Source organism: Serratia sp. Ser99 (assembly GCF_024519545.1).
GTDB lineage: Bacteria > Pseudomonadota > Gammaproteobacteria > Enterobacterales > Enterobacteriaceae > Serratia > Serratia liquefaciens.
The window spans coordinates 306,325-320,874 of record NZ_JALJRT010000003.1 but is presented as its reverse complement, the minus strand read 5'-3'; the positions used below and the strand labels follow the sequence as shown (position 1 = coordinate 320,874).

The 14,550-nt window shown below is 56.5% G+C and carries 15 protein-coding genes; 9 read left to right on the top strand and 6 right to left on the bottom strand.

Annotated elements, in window-relative coordinates:
* Window positions 1–98: 98 nt before the first annotated feature.
* Together NR114_RS09210 and NR114_RS09205 are read left to right on the top strand one after the other, a co-directional pair.
* Entirely contained in the window at window positions 99–578 is a 480-nt protein-coding gene (locus NR114_RS09210) for a cold-shock protein (RefSeq protein ID WP_256814095.1), read from the top strand.
* A gap of 87 nt (window positions 579–665) precedes the next feature.
* Window positions 666–827, top strand: coding sequence for a YnfU family zinc-binding protein (locus NR114_RS09205; RefSeq protein ID WP_020825597.1), 162 nt, complete (start codon window positions 666–668; stop codon window positions 825–827).
* A gap of 5 nt (window positions 828–832) precedes the next feature.
* Here the strand turns inward: NR114_RS09205 and NR114_RS09200 are convergent, their stop codons facing one another.
* The 3 genes from NR114_RS09200 to NR114_RS09190 all read right to left on the bottom strand — a co-directional run bounded on the left by NR114_RS09200 (window position 833) and on the right by NR114_RS09190 (window position 4,541).
* Window positions 833–2,281, bottom strand: coding sequence for a GGDEF domain-containing protein (locus NR114_RS09200; protein ID WP_020825596.1), 1,449 nt, complete (start codon window positions 2,279–2,281; stop codon window positions 833–835).
* A 666-nt stretch (window positions 2,282–2,947) separates the two neighbouring features.
* Window positions 2,948–3,499, bottom strand: coding sequence for a flavodoxin family protein (locus NR114_RS09195; RefSeq protein WP_020825595.1), 552 nt, complete (start codon window positions 3,497–3,499; stop codon window positions 2,948–2,950).
* Between the two features lie 148 nt (window positions 3,500–3,647).
* Window positions 3,648–4,541, bottom strand: coding sequence for a LysR family transcriptional regulator (locus NR114_RS09190; protein WP_115059663.1), 894 nt, complete (start codon window positions 4,539–4,541; stop codon window positions 3,648–3,650).
* Window positions 4,542–4,637: 96 nt separating this feature from the next.
* Here NR114_RS09190 and NR114_RS09185 point away from each other — a divergent pair, with 96 nt between their 5' ends.
* Both NR114_RS09185 and NR114_RS09180 read left to right on the top strand, forming a co-directional pair.
* Window positions 4,638–5,699: an aldo/keto reductase gene (locus NR114_RS09185; RefSeq protein ID WP_256814065.1), complete on the top strand. Its 1,062-nt coding sequence runs from the start codon at window positions 4,638–4,640 to the stop codon at window positions 5,697–5,699.
* Between the two features lie 315 nt (window positions 5,700–6,014).
* Window positions 6,015–6,176 carry a YnfU family zinc-binding protein gene (locus tag NR114_RS09180; RefSeq protein WP_216641657.1) on the top strand — a complete coding sequence of 54 codons (162 nt, stop codon included), beginning with the start codon at window positions 6,015–6,017 and terminating at the stop codon, window positions 6,174–6,176.
* Between the two features lie 50 nt (window positions 6,177–6,226).
* Here the strand turns inward: NR114_RS09180 and NR114_RS09175 are convergent, their stop codons facing one another.
* From NR114_RS09175 to NR114_RS09165, 3 genes are all read right to left on the bottom strand, one after another.
* On the bottom strand, window positions 6,227–7,591 hold the full coding sequence (locus NR114_RS09175; RefSeq protein WP_116691020.1) for an MFS transporter: 1,365 nt from the start codon (window positions 7,589–7,591) through the stop codon (window positions 6,227–6,229).
* A gap of 71 nt (window positions 7,592–7,662) precedes the next feature.
* On the bottom strand, window positions 7,663–9,135 hold the full coding sequence (locus NR114_RS09170; RefSeq protein ID WP_256814066.1) for a 2-hydroxymuconic semialdehyde dehydrogenase: 1,473 nt from the start codon (window positions 9,133–9,135) through the stop codon (window positions 7,663–7,665).
* A gap of 150 nt (window positions 9,136–9,285) precedes the next feature.
* Complete coding sequence (locus tag NR114_RS09165; protein WP_256814067.1) at window positions 9,286–10,275, bottom strand: LysR substrate-binding domain-containing protein; 990 nt, start codon at window positions 10,273–10,275, stop codon at window positions 9,286–9,288.
* A gap of 297 nt (window positions 10,276–10,572) precedes the next feature.
* Here NR114_RS09165 and NR114_RS09160 point away from each other — a divergent pair, with 297 nt between their 5' ends.
* Genes NR114_RS09160 through NR114_RS09140 form a run of 5 tightly spaced genes read left to right on the top strand, consistent with a single transcriptional unit; the run spans window position 10,573 to window position 14,516 of the window.
* On the top strand, window positions 10,573–11,343 hold the full coding sequence (locus NR114_RS09160; protein ID WP_149573900.1) for a 2-keto-4-pentenoate hydratase: 771 nt from the start codon (window positions 10,573–10,575) through the stop codon (window positions 11,341–11,343).
* Window positions 11,340–12,287 (top strand): acetaldehyde dehydrogenase (acetylating), encoded by a 948-nt coding sequence (locus NR114_RS09155; protein WP_256814068.1) that lies wholly within the window; start codon window positions 11,340–11,342, stop codon window positions 12,285–12,287. Before NR114_RS09160 ends, NR114_RS09155 begins: the two co-directional genes overlap by 4 nt.
* Complete coding sequence (dmpG, locus tag NR114_RS09150) at window positions 12,284–13,321, top strand: 4-hydroxy-2-oxovalerate aldolase (protein WP_234529962.1); 1,038 nt, start codon at window positions 12,284–12,286, stop codon at window positions 13,319–13,321. Before NR114_RS09155 ends, dmpG begins: the two co-directional genes overlap by 4 nt.
* Window positions 13,318–14,100, top strand: coding sequence for a 2-keto-4-pentenoate hydratase (locus NR114_RS09145; protein ID WP_020825586.1), 783 nt, complete (start codon window positions 13,318–13,320; stop codon window positions 14,098–14,100). The genes dmpG and NR114_RS09145 overlap by 4 nt, the downstream gene beginning before the upstream one ends.
* Window positions 14,097–14,516, top strand: coding sequence for a RidA family protein (locus tag NR114_RS09140; protein WP_020825585.1), 420 nt, complete (start codon window positions 14,097–14,099; stop codon window positions 14,514–14,516). Before NR114_RS09145 ends, NR114_RS09140 begins: the two co-directional genes overlap by 4 nt.
* Window positions 14,517–14,550 lie beyond the last annotated feature (34 nt).

Below are 14,550 nucleotides of genomic sequence, written 5' to 3'. Positions count from 1 at the left end.
CCGTTATCGCATTATCAAATGCCGGGCACGCAATCTGTCACTGCAAGGCATTCCGCGCTATCATAAGCACTGTATTGAACGACTTTATGAGAATGATGATGAACGGCAAGATAACGACTTTTTTTGAAGACAAAGGCTTCGGCTTTATTACCGATGAGAACGGGGAAAATCGTTATTTTCACGTGATTAAAGTGCAAAACCCGGAGCTGATTAAGAAAAACGCAGCGGTGATTTTCGAACCGACCAACAACACCAAAGGCCCGTCGGCATTTGCGGTCAAGGTGCTGGCGTCGAGCAAGTACATCATCATCGCCAACGAAAGAATCAAAATCACCAGCATCAAATCCTTCAATACTTTCACCAAGGAAGTGCCGGTGAAAGCGGACGTGGATAAAGAAAATACCGTGCTGTCGGTTGGCCTGTTGATGAACCGCATCCGCCCGCAGTCTGAGGACGCGTCCCAGACCATGCAAACGCTGCGCATGCTGACCATCACCACCTTCCAGAACGACACCCATACCTTCTCCGAGCACGAGATCGACATGGACGAAACGCTGAAAGTGCTTAAAAGCCTGTAATCCCTTTCCAGGCGTATAAAAAACATTCAAAGCAATTTGATATCACCTGTGTTAGCGTGGGTTTTCACCTGACACAGGCCATTTATTATGTCTGATACCAGCAGTGTTAAAGGTTTCATCAACCGCTCAACCCAAATCGCCTGCCCGAAATGCGCCTATGTGACGACTCAAAAGTGCTCGATGCTGCGGCAAAAAGTCATGCTGATCTGCCCAAACTGCGGCACCGAGTTTGAACCCAAGCAGAACTGACGCCTTTATTTAAACAGAATGTGGTCCACGCTGTTGCCACTGATCACATTAAACGACTCCACCCTGTTACGCCCCTGCGACTTGGCGCGATAAAGCGCGATATCTGCCATATTCATCAGCTGTTCCAGCGATTTCACCTCATTCATCGCCAGATTGGCGACGCCAACGCTGATAGTGATTTTTAGCGGAACCTTGCCACCAGGATACAACTCGGTTTTTTGCACCAATTGCCGTAAATGCTCCGCCAACGCCACACCCTGCGCCGCCAGCGCGCGCGGCAGCATAATGGCAAACTCTTCACCGCCCAAACGCCCAAACAGTTGATCGTGACGCAGCTCGCGCCTAATAATATGGGCGAACGAAGCCAATACCTGATCGCCGGCCAAATGGCCGTGGGTATCATTGATCTGTTTAAAGTGATCAATATCGATCAACAGCAGCGACACCGCTTCTTTCGATTTATATTTGTGCTCCAGCATTTCACCGGCCTTACGTGTCAGTGCATTACGCGCCAAGACGCCCGTAAGGAAATCATGATTGGCACTGTGTTCCAGGCGCCGCAGCAGCTTACGGTTAACCGCGATTGAGCTGGAAAGGATCAGCGGCCCCATGACCAACATGGCAATGCCCAGACGGGCTGACATCAGCGTATCGAGGTAGGCATTATGGTTGTTCGGCGTTTCATACAGCATCAGGTTAGCCGAAATACTGCTGATCTCGGTCATGCCGGTTAGCAATGTCAGCAGCGTCACGGTAAACAACTGATAGCGGACCGCGCACCACAGCAACGCAGGGATCGGAAAAGCAATCGCCCCCGGCCCGCCGATATACACGCTAAATACCAGTGAAAACAGCAGCGCCAATAGCGGCATACTGGCACGCAGCTGCCAATTGATCTGCAGGCGCAGCAGTTGTTTCAGCCGCGGGGCGGCCAGCAATACCGGCAGCAACAGCAGGTTGGTCGAGAACTGTTCGCTGAACCACGCCAGCCAGGCGATAATCGCCGTGTTGTTGTACAGGCTGTCATTGCGCAGTATCGACAGCGTCGATGCCACTGCCGCACCGCTCAGGCTGGCGGTGAACATATAGAGGATTGCTTGGGGTTTGCCCATCCGGCGCTGCGACTGCGGCAACAGCAGCATCACACCGTAACCGGTAGCAATCAGGGACATGTTGCAGGCATTCAACCACAGCGCCAGCGACAGGCTTTCGCCGTTGGTCAAATCGGCGGCGATCATCCCCAGATAGGTGATCAACCACCCCGCAGGGCTGGCATAGGCCGGTTTGCGTAATAATAGACCGAGTAAAATCGCATTCACCGGCCAAAACAGAGAAAGCGAACCTATTGGACGTGTAAAAATACCCAGCAGGGAAAGTAAATAGGCCAGCAGAAAAAGCGTGATCAACTGGATGGCGACCGGCAATCCCTGCTTGGCGTTTATTCTGGCGTTCATCGCCTTACCCATATATTTATAATCACCAGAGCAATTCTATGCATATTCCCTCGCCCGACATGATGAGGAAGACATAACAATCAGAGTTAAAATTAAAAAATACAGACAGATCAGCAACAAAGATAGATTCGTTTTTAATTAACAGAATGCTCTTAACGCCATCGCTCACCGGTATCCTGCAATGCGAAACGGATTTTCACCCGCCCGAAAATAATGTTCAAGGATATCTAACAGCATAGCGTAAACCATCACCGATGATCACAACGCCAAAACCATAATAATAAGACGGGTATTTTACCTACCGCTCAAGCCATGCTGCCGGTTATTATTTTCCGGTAAGACGCAACGAAGCGCAATTCATAAAAAAAGCCCGCGCAATGCGGGCTCGCTTGAAGAGCAGCTAATTGACAGTTACGACACGATCATTGCATGACCCTGTTGCCGCTCATTGTATCGCCGGAAGCTTAAGCCCACCTTAGCAACAAAAAACCCGGCCTAGGAACCGGGAATATTTGTACGAAATGCAGTGTTAGCCCAAGCAGGCTAATAACGCACACTAATTTACGCCCCAATTGTGTAGAAAAAATGAGCGCCCCAAAGCGTGCGTATGAATAAAAGCGTACCTGGCTAATCTCCCCCCCCCCTGCGCGTGCAAGGGGATAATGCTTAAGCCAATTTGGCGGCAAATGCCGCAACGCGCTGGCCGTACAGGGTAGCCGTTTCCAGATCGCCCGACAGCATTTCATCCACGCCGGCATCTGCTGGGGTCTGCACCAGCAGACCAACGGACCCGCCGAGGTTGTTCACATCGGTACGTTGCGCCGCCTTGGTATTGGCCGGCATCAGCCCCAGACTGACCCACAGACCACCATGCTGAGAGGCCAGCGTTTGCAGCGCGATTAGCGTCACCTGCTTGTCGCCGTTCAGGCTGGCGCTGTTAGTGAAGCCACCAAAAACCTTGTCCTGCCATTTGCGGGTAAACCAGGCTTTTGAACTGGCATCGGCGAATTTTTTGAATTGCCAGGACGGGCCCCCCATATAGGTCGGCGAACCAAAGATAATGGCATCCGCCTCATCCAGTTTTTGCCAGGCTTCATCGCTGATATTGCCTTCCTGATCGATAGCGATCAGTTCAGCTTCGGCACCTTGCGCAACCACGTTTGCCAAACGTTCGGTGTGGCCGTAGCCGGAGTGAAAAATTACCACTGTCTTCGCCATTAGAAACTCCCTGATCGTTGTATAAGGGTGCCTATGGCACCCGGGGATACTCTGATCCAATCTAATCAACTGTCTCCGGGGTGAATACCAAATTTATCTGACAGAGTTATTCAAAAAAACCGGATACTCGTCAGCTCACCACCACCAGCTAGCCCTGCTGCCGGGCGAAGTCAATAAACACACGCAGCGGCCGCGGCATTTGCCGATTAGCGGGATAATAAAGGTAAAATCCGGGAAAAGGCGGCGTCCAGCCCGTGAGCAACGAAAGCAACCGGCCGTCCCTCAGGGCTTCAGCCACCTGGCTCTCGAACAAGTAGGCAATCCCCAGCCCATCCATAGCAGCACGCACCAGAACCTGCGGTTCATCCACGATCAAGGGCCCCTCCACTGCAATCTCCAGCTTTTCGCTACCGCGCTCGAACTCCCAGCGATAGAGACTGCCGTTGGTCGGCCAGCGAGTATTTAGGCAACGATGCTGCCGTAGCGCCTCCGGCGTCTGTGGTACGCCGTAACGAGCCAGGTATGTCGGCGAGGCGACCACGCACATGCGTTGCTCGCCTCCCAGCGCAACCGCCACCATGTCTTTTTCCAGCCGCTCATGCAGACGTACGCCCGCGTCGAAACCGGCGGCAACAATATCCACCAGCCGATCGTCCACGCTTAGATCCACCACAATATCGGGATAATGTGCATTGAACGGCGCTAACAACGGGGCCAGATAATAAATCGCCGCCAAACCGGACGCGTTAAGGCGTAGCGTGCCCGCCGGTTGTAAACGCAGCGCAGCCGTCTGGGTGACCGCGGCCTCAATTTCGGCCAAGGCCGGCGAAAGGCGCGCTAACAGCTGCTCCCCCGCTTGGGTGAGGGCCACGCTGCGAGTGGTGCGATTCAACAGCCGAACACCAAGCCGGGTCTCCAGATTACGCTGAGTCTGGCTGAGTGCGGAAGCGGACATACCCAGTTGCGCTGCGGCACGGGCAAAACCGCCATGTTCCACAATGGCAGCAAAAGCGCGCAGCTCTGCAAAGTCACTTCCTCTCATTATGCCTCCTGCGCTTAATAATTCATGAAGATTATAGCGTATTCAATCAGAGTATCGCGGGGCCTATTCTGGGGAAAAACCACAGAGGAATGCACGATGCATACATTACTGGCCCTAAACCACTACCGTCTACTGGGCCGTTCCGGCCTGCGCGTCTCGCCGCTGGCACTCGGCACCATGACCTTCGGCACCGACTGGGGCTGGGGGGCGGAACAGGCGGAGGCCCGCCGTTTGTTTGACGTTTACGTCGAGCGCGGCGGCAATTTCATCGATACCGCCAACCGCTACACCGAAGGCAGCGCCGAGCGTTTTGTCGGGGAGTTCGCCGCCGGACGCCGCGATCGGTTGGTGATCGCCACCAAATACACGCTGCCCATGCAACCTGATAATCCCAACTCCGGCGGCAACCATCGCAAGAGTATGGTGCGCTCGGTGGAAGACAGCCTGCAGCGCCTGAATACCGATTATATCGACCTGCTGTATCTGCACGCCTGGGACTTCACTACTCCGGTAGAAGAGATCATGCGCGCCATGGATGACCTGGTGCGCGCCGGCAAGGTGCTGTACCTGGCCGTTTCGGATCTCCCCGCCTGGCAGGCTGCCAGAATGCAGACGCTGGCGGATTTACGTGGCTGGTCACCGCTGATTGGCCTGCAGATCGAATACAGCCTGCTGGAACGCACCGTAGAGCGTGAGCTGATCCCGATGGCACAGGAAATGGGCCTCGGTGTGATCCCTTGGTCACCGCTGTCCGGCGGTATCTTGAGCGGTAAATACAGCCGACGTGATTTGCAGCCCATGGGGGAAGAGAACGGGACAAGGCGCGCAATGGTACGCAATAAGGGTATGCTGACCGAACGCAATCTTGTGATTGCCGAACAGGTACAGGCGCTGGCCGACGAATCCGGCTTCAGCGCTTCGCAAGTGGCCCTGGCCTGGACGCTGCGTAACCCGGCGGTGACCGCCCCCATTATTGGCGCACGTACGCTGGCGCAATTGGAAGATAATCTGGGGGCATTAGACGTCCGGCTCACAGAAGAGCAATGGCAACGGCTGGAAACTGCCAGTGCTATCGGGCTCGGTTTCCCTCATGATTTTCTGGCGCTGCAGGCCACGCGCGACATTATGTTTGGCGGGCAAATGATTGAGCGCAGGTAAAAAAAATCCCGCACAAGGCGGGATAAACTTAACAGGGATGGGGTAATACACTACAGGGAATGGATAACACACAACATCATCGGGTAGCTGTTAAATTACCAGCCACAATGTATAGAACTGTCATGCCTGCGTAAGGTTGCTCCGACAGATGTAACCTCGGATGGAAATGTGACATTTTTACTGCGGCGCCGCTTGTTCATCGGCGCCAAAGTCCCGGCACCGCCCTCGCAGAAATGATTAATAAACAATCAATAAAGGGCTATTAACCCCGAGCAATGCTAAACTGAGGCTCCTTACATCTACCCGGTGAAAGATATGTCTATCTTTGATGCCCTTAAGATGTTCAGCGACTCATCAGTAAAAGTGACCTGCCCGAAATGCGCTCACGTATCTGAACAAAACAGTCGCAAAATGCGTAAAAACATCACCATGATCTGCCCTAAATGCGGGCACTATTTCCTTCCTGACGACAAGTAACGCCTTTCTCTTTCTCTGCTGCAGTGTCAAACGCAAACGCAAGCGTAACGTCACTGTTTATCCGGCAAGCGAGCCAACAGCAGTTCTCGCCGCCGTCCGCTGAAATACTTCAGCATCAGCGCCAGGCAAACCAACCAGGCAGGGATCAGCAACAGGCTAAAAATGGCCGCGGCGGGATACTGGTAACGCAGCAGTTCCGCACCGGCGAGCACGCCGAATATAGCGCCAAAACGCCCTACTCCATACATGCTGCCCACCCCGGTGGCGCGGCAGCTGGTGGGATAATAGGAAGCAGACAGTGACGCCAGCGCAGACTGCCCGCCACCGGAAGCAAATCCCATCAAGAACACCAGTGAACCCAACAGCAGAGTATGAGTGACATTTCCGACCGCCAGGCCCACGCCATAGGCCAATACCCCGGCGGCCAGATAGGTCAGCGCCAGGACCTTATTGGGTTCACGGCGATCCATCACCCAACCTATCACTATTGACCCCACCCCACCGCCTAACGGGAACAGCGCACTGATATGGGAAAATTGCAGCACCGACAACCCCGCCTCTTTTAGCAGCAGCGGCATCCAGCTAACGATCATGTAAAACACCAGCATGCTCATAAAACAGCTCAGCCACAGCAACCCTGTGACGGTGCGATGCGGCGAAGTCAGAATGGCACGGATAGCGGAATGTCCGTCGGCTATTTTTTCCGCAATGACGAAGTGCTCAGCCCGCTCGGCCCCTTCCTTCTTTATGCGCTGTAAAACGGCGCGAATACGGGCGCTGGGATAGCGCTTAAGCACCATATAACGCACCGATTCGGGCAATAACCAAGGTAAGGCTACGCACAGCAGGATAGGCACCACGCCCCCTACCACCAACACTGAACGCCAGCCAAATGAAGGGATAAGGTAACCGGCCAGCAGGCCACCGACGGCCGCTCCCAGCGGGAAACCGCACAGCATGGCACTGACTATCATGGTGCGCCGTTTGCTGGGGCAGTATTCGGACAGCAGCGTGATGCTATTGGGCATCGCAGCCCCTAACCCTAATCCGGTAATAAAACGCAGCAGGGTCAATGATCCTATCGAAGTTGACCAGGCGGTTGCCAGACTGAACACCCCAAACAACAATACGGAATAGATCACCGCCGGTTTGCGGCCCACCCTGTCCGCCAATGGCCCGGACAGCAGCGAACCAAACGCCAGGCCAAACAGCGCCGCGCTCATGGCGGGCCCCAGTTCGGCTTTCTGCACTCCCCATTCGTCCAGCAGTGAAGGGGCCACGTAGGCAATCGCAGCCATGTCGTAACCGTCCATGAAAATCACCAAAAAACACAGCAGAAGCAGTAGCCATTGGAACGGGGAAAATGGCGATTGATCGATAAAGGCTTCAATATCCAGAGATGCACCATGAGACATGAGGTCAGGCTCCTGTCAGCGAATAGAGGGACTCTGCGGGCTGCCACGGGCTGTCGGCAGCCGGTGAGCGATTATAGTTTTATGCAGACATTGCTGATTTCAGAATAAAAGTCCAAAGAGTGACGCCCGCCCTCGCGACCCATACCGGACAGTTTGCTACCACCAAACGGGGTGCGTAGATCGCGGGCATACCAGCTGTTAACCCAGACGATGCCGGTATGAACACGCCGAGCCAGGCGATGCGCTCGCCCGACCTGACTGGTCCATAACGCGCAAGCCAGGCCATATTGGCTGTCGTTGACCCGCGCCAGCACTTCCTCTTCGTTATCGAAAGGCGATATGTGACATACCGGTCCAAAAATCTCTTCGCGCACGCAGCGTGCATCGTCGCTAAGCCCGGTCCAAATGGTTGGGCGGATCCAGGAGCCGTTATCGCGCTCGTCACCGAATACCGGTACCCCACCGCCGGTGATCAGGGTGGCTCCCTCGGTGCGGGCCAGCTCAAAGTAGGAAAGCACTTTGTCCCGATGCTTTTGCGACACCAGCGGACCGAGATCCACGCCCTCCTCATCGGGATAACCTATTTTCAAGGCTTCGGCCCGTTGCTTTAATGCCGCGACGAAACGATCGAAGATCGGGCGCTCGACATAGACACGTTCAGAGCACAAACACACTTGCCCAGTGTTGAAAAATGAGGAGCGTGCTACGCCGGCGACCGCCGCCTCAAAGTCAGCATCGGCAAACACCACCGCGGCATTTTTCCCGCCCAATTCGAAAGAGACTTCTTTTACGCCATCCGCCACCGCTTTCATGATGGCGCTGCCCGTACGAGATTCGCCGGTAAAGGAAACGGCGGCAATCTCCGGCTGGCGGGTAAGGTACTCGCCTGCGGAACCCGGTCCGAAACCGTGGATCAGGTTAAATACCCCGGCAGGCAAACCGGCCGCGTGCATCACTTGCGCCAGCAGCGTTGCCGAAGAGGGCGTTTCTTCCGACGGTTTGCACACCACGGTGTTACCCATGGCCAACGCTGGCCCGAGTTTCCAGGTCAGCAGCAGCAGCGGCAAATTCCAGGGAGAAATTACGGCCACCACCCCTAGCGGTTTGCGGACCGTATAGTTGAACAGCAGGCCACCATCGGCCTGTGGCGTTTCGCAGCATTCATTGACCGAGGTTGCAGCCAGATCGGCGAAGGTACGGAAGTTGGCAATGGCGCGGGGAACGTCCAGCGTACGCGCCAGACTTTCGGGGCGTCCAGTGTCCGCCACTTCTGCCGCGACAAATTCGTCAAAACGGGCTTCGATACCCTCGGCCACCCGGTGCAATAGCGCCACACGTTCCGGCACGCTCAGTTGCCCCCAAGGCCCGGAGAGTGCGGCATGGGCGGCCTTGACTGCTGCCGCTACCTGCGCTTCCCCCGCTTCGGCAACTCGCGAAACGAGGTGTCCATCAACGGGGCTGATATTGTCGAACTGCCGGATCCCATCGACAAACTGGCCGTCGATATACAAGGGTAAATCCGGCGCGGATTGATAAATTGCCACGGCACTGTTCCTCCTGAGTCACAAAGCGGCACGAAGAAACCTGCCATTGGCGTCTGAAAACAACGCCGTTGGAAGGGAGCTTCGACCGGGTATCGTTACGCAGTGTAGGGAGCCGTAGAAATAAGGTGAAAATGAATAAAGCGGGCTTTGCTATGCCGTTTGGTTATAGCCAGGCAACGCATTGTCTTCCTGAACCGCCAATTTCAGGCATTCAATCAGTTGCCTGCTCGCCGGCGTCAAAGGCTTATCTTCACGGATGGAAAACCCGACCTCGGTGGAGGGGCCCACGTCGCCAAGCGGCAGTTGGAACAGCAGACCGGCCGCAATAAAGCGCCGCGCCGCGGCGGTCGGCATCAGGCCAAGGAATGAAGAATCCACCAGCAGGTTGACGTTGGTCAGCAGCGACAATGACTCCACGATATTTTCAGGGGCCGGCAGCCCGGACTCCTTGAAGAATTGCTCGGCCACACGCCGGGCCGGCGAGTCGAGCGGCGGCAGGATCCACGGCCATGACGCAAGGTGTTGAAGGTTAAGATTGGCTTCTTGCACCAGCGGATGGCGGCTGCCGGCCACCACGCAAAGGCTGTTGCAATATAATGCCCGGTGACTCAGCGCCATGCGGGCGGTCAGAGGCGCATCGGGCTCGGGCAAACGCCCTACCACCACATCCAGCTCACCGGTCGCTAATGCAGGAAATAAGTAATCCTGCGGCCCTTCCCGTACGGTGACCAGAATTTTGGGTGCTCGTTCTTTCAGCAACAAGATGGCGCGCGGCAACAAACGGGCGCTGGCCGAGATCTGCGTTCCCACCACAACATGGCCGGTAACGCCGCCCTTGAAGGTGTTCAGCTCATCGGTCAGGTAGCGCAGCTCGGCAATCACCGATTTAACCCGCTCTCCCAGCAAGACACCACAGTCCGTTGGGGTCACGCCCCGATTATTACGATCGAACAGGATGGTATCCAGCTGTTGTTCCAGTTCGCGGATCGCTTTGGTCACGGCGGGCTGGGTCAGATTCAGTTCCCGAGCCGCACGCGCAATCGACTGATTGCGTAATACCCGGTCAAAAATCAGCAGTGGACGCAGCTTGAGCCGGTTCAGGATCATATCGCTCACGTTAAAAGGGGAACGTTCATTCATTGCCGTTTACTCCCAAAAATCGTCTGGCCCAGGCACCAAGTCTGGCGACTATGGCATAACTTTAAGGAATAGCAAAAGCCACTTTATTCATTTTTCGCTTATTGGCCATCTGATTAGACTGCCCTGTATCCACTCTCGCCGGCTGGCTAAATCGTGTTCGCCAACGCTCTCTTTCTTCAAGGGCATGACTCACGACAATACCCAGCCGCAGGGAAAACGGCCACGTTCACGCGTGGCGCATAACAGGAGAGTCATGTGTCAAATTCACTAAAGCCTGAACACCATGAAGCGGCCAAAATGCTCAGGCAGGCCGCCGAGAGTGGCCGCCCCTGCGCGCCGGTTCGCCACCTGGTGGGTTCACAGGATATCGATGCCGCCTATGCCATACAGCGGGTCAATAACCAAGAGCGGATCCAAAAGGGGCACCGGCCGGTGGGCAGCAAAATCGGGCTGACGTCGGCGGCGGTACAGCGCCAACTGGGGGTTAATCAACCGGATTTCGGCCAGCTGTTCGCCGACATGGCGCTGTGTGACGGTGAAGAGATTGCCGCTGGTCGGCTGATACAGCCCAAGGTGGAAGCCGAGATCGCCTTGGTACTTGAACGGGATCTGCCCCATGAAAAAAACACGCTCGCCGACCTGATCCGCGCTACCGCCTATCTGCTGCCCGCTCTCGAAGTGGTTGATAGCCGCATCGCCGGCTGGGATATCTCGCTGGCGGACACCATTGCCGATAACGCCTCCTGCGGACTGTTCGTGCTGGGCAACCGCCCGGTGCTGTTGAAGGACGTCGATCTGCTGGGCTGCGGCATGGTGCTGGAGCGCGCTGGCGAACCGGTTTCGGTGGGTGCCGGAGCGGCCTGTCTGGGCAATCCGCTGCTTGCCGCCTTGTGGTTGGCGGACACGCTGGCGCAACGCGGCAACGCATTGCGAGCCGGCGATATCATCCTCACTGGCGCATTGGGGCCGATGGTAGCGGCCTGCGCTGGGGATGTGTTTAGCGCCCGCATTGAGGGCCTCGGTCAGGTCAGCGGCCGCTTCGCCCCTGCCGCAGGAGGTGATCAATGAGCAACTCAGCGCAAATTGCCGCTGCAATCATCGGTTCGGGCAACATCGGCACCGATCTGATGATTAAGATCCTGCGCCACGGTCAGCACCTGAAAATGGCTGCGATGGTCGGAATCGATCCTGCCTCCGACGGCCTGGCCCGTGCGAATCGGCTGGGCGTGGTGGCGACGTCCGAAGGCATTGATGGCCTGCTCGCGCTGCCCGATTTCAGCGAAATCAAAGTGGTTTTTGACGCCACTTCGGCCGGGGCGCACGCGCACCACAATAAGTTGTTGCAACAGTACGGTGTACGGGTAATCGATCTGACTCCGGCAGCCATCGGCCCCTACATAGTGCCGGTAGTCAACCTGGCAACTCAGGGCGACGCCCCCAATCTGAATATGGTCACCTGCGGCGGACAAGCCACCATTCCGATGGTGGCCGCCGTCGCCGCCGTCACCGATGTTTACTATGCCGAGATCGTCGCTTCGGTCTCCAGCCGTTCTGCCGGGCCCGGCACTCGCGCAAACATCGACGAATTTACCGAAACCACCGCGCTGGCACTGCAAAGCGTAGGCGGCGCAAGGCGCGGCAAGGCCATCATTATCCTCAACCCGGCCGAACCGCCCTTGATGATGCGCGATACCGTTTTCTGCCTGACGCCACCGAGCGATCGGCAAGCGATTACCGAGGCGGTGGTTGCCATGGTCGCCAAAGTGCAAGAGTACGTTCCCGGCTATCGGCTCAAGCAGGAAGTCCAGTTTGAAACCATCGCCCCGGCCGATGCGCACCTTTACCCGGATCTGGGGCCGCAGGGTGGCCTGAAAGTCTCCATCTTCCTGGAGGTCGAAGGGGCCGCTCACTATTTACCGGCCTACGCCGGCAACCTCGACATCATGACGTCAGCCGCACTGGCCTGCGGTGAGCATATCGCAAGGCGTTTGCTGCAAGGTCAGGGAGCATGAAGATGAAAAAACTCTATATCTCCGACGTCACTCTGCGTGACGGTTCCCACGCAGTACGCCACCGTTACTCGCTGCCACAGGTCAGACAAATCGCCACCGCGTTGGATCGCGCTGGGGTCGACTCGATCGAAGTGGCCCACGGTGATGGGCTATCCGGCTCCAGCTTCAACTACGGCTTCGGCGCGCACAGCGACGTCGAGTGGATTGCCGCTGCCGCAGAGTCGGTCAGCCATGCCCGGATCGCGACGCTGCTGTTGCCGGGTATCGGTACCGTTCACGATTTGCGTAATGCCTATGATGCCGGCGCACGGGTAGTGCGCGTCGCCACTCACTGCATCGAAGCGGATATTTCGCGCCAACACATTAGCTTTGCGCGTGAGCTGGGGATGGATACCGTCGGTTTTCTGATGATGTCCCACATGGCTGAACCCAAACATCTGGCACAGCAGGCAAAACTGATGGAGTCCTACGGTGCCACCTGCGTGTACGTGGTCGATTCTGGCGGCGCCATGCTGATGCAGGATATCCGCGATCGCTTCCGCGCTCTGCGCGAGGTGCTTGATGAAAACACGGAAATCGGCATGCACGCTCACCATAATTTAGCGCTTGGGGTCGCCAACTCGATTGTCGCAGTGGAGGAAGGCTGTCAGCGGGTCGACGCTTCGCTGGCCGGTCAGGGAGCCGGTGCCGGCAATGCGCCGCTTGAGGTCTTTATCGCCACCGCCGAACGTTTGGGCTGGAACCACGGTTGCGACCTGCTGCAACTGATGGACGCGGCAGACGATCTGGTGCGTCCATTGCAGGATCGTCCGGTACGCGTCGATCGAGAGAGCCTGTCGCTGGGGTATGCCGGCGTCTACTCCAGTTTTCTGCGCCATGCCGAAAAGGCGGCGGAGCAGTATCAACTTAAAACCGCCGATATCTTATTGGAGGTCGGCCGTCGGCGTATGGTCGGCGGCCAGGAAGATATGATCGTTGACGTCGCCCTGGATTTGCTGGCCCAGCGAAACAGGCTTCAGGAGAACATTGCATGAGCAAAATCATGGATCTTACCGCACTGGCCACTCAGCTAGACCAGGCCACACTCAGCCAGCAAGCCACCGCACAGTTAACCGGACAGCAGGCTCTGGATCTTCCCACGGCCTATCGGATTCAGGCTGAAGGGATCCGGCTGCGCGAGCAGCGTGGAGAGCGTCGCGTCGGCCTGAAGCTGGGTTTCACCAGCCGCGCCAAAATGCAGCAGATGGGCGTTGACCATCTTATTTGGGGAGAACTGACCGATGCCATGCAGATTGAAGAAGGAGGAACACTGGATCTGCGCGAGTTGATCCACCCGCGCGTGGAACCTGAACTCTGTTTTATCACCGGCAAAGAGATCAATGGCCCGCTGTCCCTGGCCGAAGCCGGCCGGGTGCTTGAAGGGGTATGCCCTGCGCTGGAGATTATCGATTCCCGTTACCGCGATTTCCGCTTCACCCTTGAGGACGTGATTGCCGACAACTGCTCATCCGCCAAATTCGTCGTGGGGGCCTTGCAGAACCCGCAGCGCGCCATCGATAACCTTGGTGTGGTGATGAACTTTCATGGGCGTCCGGTGCAGGTTGGCAGCACCGCAGCTATTCTTGGGCATCCATTGCGTGCACTGGTACAGATCGCCAGCCTGCTGCATCAACAAGAACGCGTACTGCCTGCCGGTTCGGTGATCCTCGCTGGTGCGGCAACCGCAGCAGAAGCTTTACGCCCCGGGCTACACGTCAGCGTCGATATTTCCGGTTTTGGGCGAACGGCATTTCATACCGAGGGTCAGCTATGACTAACCAGGCTGTGGTTGTTAAAGGAAAAGCCGCCCCGCGCGGACGTTTTCCACACGTGAAACGGGCCGGCGACTTTCTGTTTGTCTCCGGCACCAGTGCCAGATTGCCGGACAACAGTATTGCCGGGGCCGAAGCCGATGCCATGGGTGCAACCCGCCTGGCTATCGACGTTCAGACTCGCGCGGTGCTCGATAATATTCGCGACATCCTGCGCAGTGTCGGAGCCGACCTGAATGATGTTGTCGAGATCAGCGCTTTTCTCGTCAATATGAACGATTTTGCTGGCTATAACGCGGTTTATGCCGACTATTTTGACTACGACGGCCCAACCCGCACCACCGTGGCGGTGCATCAACTGCCCCACCCGCACTTGTTAATTGAAATCAAGGCCATCGCCTATAAGCCCCAAAAATAACCTGTGCATATCCTCTGCCCTACGAATCGGAGAA

Coding starts and splice junctions, on each gene's coding strand:
- NR114_RS09145 (WP_020825586.1), top strand. CDS start 13,318: ATGAGCAAAATCATGGATCTTACCGCACTGGCCACTCAGCTAGACCAG.
- NR114_RS09165 (WP_256814067.1), bottom strand. CDS start 10,275: ATGAATGAACGTTCCCCTTTTAACGTGAGCGATATGATCCTGAACCGG.
- dmpG (WP_234529962.1), top strand. CDS start 12,284: ATGAAGATGAAAAAACTCTATATCTCCGACGTCACTCTGCGTGACGGT.
- NR114_RS09140 (WP_020825585.1), top strand. CDS start 14,097: ATGACTAACCAGGCTGTGGTTGTTAAAGGAAAAGCCGCCCCGCGCGGA.
- NR114_RS09190 (WP_115059663.1), bottom strand. CDS start 4,541: ATGAGAGGAAGTGACTTTGCAGAGCTGCGCGCTTTTGCTGCCATTGTG.
- NR114_RS09210 (WP_256814095.1), top strand. CDS start 99: ATGAACGGCAAGATAACGACTTTTTTTGAAGACAAAGGCTTCGGCTTT.
- NR114_RS09175 (WP_116691020.1), bottom strand. CDS start 7,591: ATGTCTCATGGTGCATCTCTGGATATTGAAGCCTTTATCGATCAATCG.
- NR114_RS09160 (WP_149573900.1), top strand. CDS start 10,573: ATGCTCAGGCAGGCCGCCGAGAGTGGCCGCCCCTGCGCGCCGGTTCGC.
- NR114_RS09195 (WP_020825595.1), bottom strand. CDS start 3,499: ATGGCGAAGACAGTGGTAATTTTTCACTCCGGCTACGGCCACACCGAA.
- NR114_RS09205 (WP_020825597.1), top strand. CDS start 666: ATGTCTGATACCAGCAGTGTTAAAGGTTTCATCAACCGCTCAACCCAA.
- NR114_RS09185 (WP_256814065.1), top strand. CDS start 4,638: ATGCATACATTACTGGCCCTAAACCACTACCGTCTACTGGGCCGTTCC.
- NR114_RS09200 (WP_020825596.1), bottom strand. CDS start 2,281: ATGAACGCCAGAATAAACGCCAAGCAGGGATTGCCGGTCGCCATCCAG.
- NR114_RS09155 (WP_256814068.1), top strand. CDS start 11,340: ATGAGCAACTCAGCGCAAATTGCCGCTGCAATCATCGGTTCGGGCAAC.
- NR114_RS09180 (WP_216641657.1), top strand. CDS start 6,015: ATGTCTATCTTTGATGCCCTTAAGATGTTCAGCGACTCATCAGTAAAA.